We start from the raw sequence: 2,375 nt of genomic DNA, 5'->3' as shown, positions 1-2,375 counted from the left end.
TTTCATTCTTTCATTCTTTCATTCTTTCATTCCTCTTCATATTTTTCAAAAACTAAATCAACTTCTGAAATTCTTCTAGAACTTCCTGTATCTTTAGGTATAGTTGAAATAAATCTCCACTTCTAAATAATGCTAATTAAAGTATATTTAATAAATTCTTTAATTGCCAGTAGTTTTCCCCATATAATTCATTAATTAACTTTATTTAACTTAAAATATTTTAATATCTTTTAAAATATTATCAACATTATTAGATTTCTTCATATTATAAATATTATATTAGATAGTTATCTAATATTGATTGACACTTATCTTACTTGGTGGTATATTTTTACATATAAATTATTCAAATTAAAGGAGGATTATAATGAACACCCTAAAACTAGAAAAGAAAAAAAATAAATATAGAGATTTATTAAAAGAGAAAAATTATCTTCTAGATACTTTTGCTAGTATTATTTCAAGATTCGGAGATGGCATAGATACTATAGCATTTTCATTGCTAGTTTATAAAATTACAGGTTCTACTCTTTTAGTTGCAACTATTTTCGCTGTTAATGGAATTCCAAACATAATATTTGGTATTATTTCTGGTGTAGCTTGTAAGTATTTAGCTGATAAAAAAATTATGATAATTTGTGATTTTGGGCGATCTTTATGTGTATTTTTAGTTGCTATATTATTTATAACTGATAATTTAGCCATATGGCACTTATATGTAATAACATTTTTAAATTCATCTTTTGAATCCTTTAGACAGCCTGCTTCTATGTCCATAGTTCAAAAAATTATTCCTGTTGAAAAACTAGAACATGGCTTAGCACTTTCCTCCACTGGATGTAAGGTTTCTGAATTAATCGGGCTTGCAATAACACCTTTAATAATATCCTTAATAGGATTAGGTGGTGCAATATTAGTTGACGCAATAACATTCTTAGTATGTGGATTTTTAATATTATGCTTAAAAGTAAAAAGCACAGTCTCTGATTCTAAAGTTACAGTTAAGGGATCTTTAAATGACTTAGCTGAAGGCTTTAAGTTTATTAAAAAAGATAAAATAATTCTTAATATAATTCTATTTGCTACTATCCTGAATGCCTTATTTGTTCCAATTAATTCATTACAAGCACCTTACGTTGAAGAAGTCCTTAAAACAGATAGTACAGCTTTATCTGTAATAAGTATAGGAGTCTTATCTGGAATGATACTCTCTGGAATTTTTGCCCCTAAGATAAAAGAAGCTTTAGGCGGAAGAAAGTTATTTATAATTGGAGGTGTTATAATAGGTATAACTTATTCATTATTATCTTTCCTTGGTAATATAGAAAGTAAACAGCTTATGTATTTATTATTAGCTCTTGATTTATTCTTGCTTGGTGTAGGTGTATTACTTTTAACCTTTACATTACAAGTTACTTTAATGAAAACAGTAACTCAAGAATTTTTACCAAGAGTTGGTGCAATATTCAATGCAGGAGCGTTATGTGCTATACCTATAACAGCTTCTATAATCGGAATTATCTCTCAATTTGTTAGTATTAAAATGTTATTTTTATGTTTTGGTATTTTAGTCTCATTATTATTTTTAATAATGTTCTTAAATAAAACAATAAAAAAATTTGATGCATATTAAAATAAAAAAGGAGTGTAAGCCTTGAACTACATTATTAAAGATGAAATAAATATTTTATATGAAATAAACAAAGCTTTTGTATATTTAGCCAATGAAGATGAAGAAATAAAAAAGCTAAATGAGAGCTTATCTAAAATTGACATTGATAAAGAAAAATACAAGAAAAATAACCTTAAAAGCTTTTATAAATTTATTGAAAAGTTTAAGAAAATAAATACAGTTCCACTAGATGATATAAAATTTTATTTCTCAGAAATCAATGATGGAATTAATGAAAGTTATTTATCTATCTATGAGATATTTCTTTCAAATTTTAATACAGATGAACTTATTAGCCTAAAAAATTTAATAGAAAATTTATCTGAAGAAGAGGTAAAAGAATTTTCTTTAAAAGAGGTAATTAAATTTATAATAGAAACCTTTGATGATAAAACCTTAAATTTATCTATGAGTAAGCAGGACTTTCTTAAATATTTAATTAGTAGCAAAGACTTCTCTTATGAAGCTAAGTGGAAATTAACAGTCCTATTAGAAGATAGTAAAAATTTTTTATTAAAATACTTTAATATATTAATAAATTCTATATATGACTTGAAAAATCTTTTTATGATATTTGAAAAAGATAAGAATAAATTTATATCTGATTTTAAGAAAGAATTGAATAAAAATGAAAACAACACATCAAAGTCTTTGGGAAATGCTTAAAGCACTGCTTAAGGAGGGATTTATGGTGTTAAATTTA

2 protein-coding genes are annotated in these 2,375 nt (G+C 24.8%); both read left to right on the top strand.

All coding sequences use genetic code 11. From position 1 onward, the window contains the following. Positions 1-367 precede the first annotated feature (367 nt). Positions 368-1,633, top strand: coding sequence for an MFS transporter (locus tag HUJ77_RS15360; protein WP_291710142.1), 1,266 nt, complete (start codon positions 368-370; stop codon positions 1,631-1,633). A gap of 21 nt (positions 1,634-1,654) precedes the next feature. Then, positions 1,655-2,338 carry a hypothetical protein gene (locus tag HUJ77_RS15355; protein ID WP_291710140.1) on the top strand — a complete coding sequence of 228 codons (684 nt, stop codon included), beginning with the start codon at positions 1,655-1,657 and terminating at the stop codon, positions 2,336-2,338. The last annotated feature ends 37 nt before the right edge of the window (positions 2,339-2,375 follow it).

The sequence above is a fragment of the Clostridium sp. genome (genome assembly GCF_021443865.1).
Lineage (GTDB): Bacteria > Bacillota > Clostridia > Clostridiales > Clostridiaceae > Clostridium.
Note: the sequence above shows the minus strand (reverse complement) of the source record. Positions and strands in the feature narration are given on the sequence as shown.

Coding starts and splice junctions, on each gene's coding strand:
- HUJ77_RS15360 (WP_291710142.1), top strand. CDS start 368: ATGAACACCCTAAAACTAGAAAAGAAAAAAAATAAATATAGAGATTTA.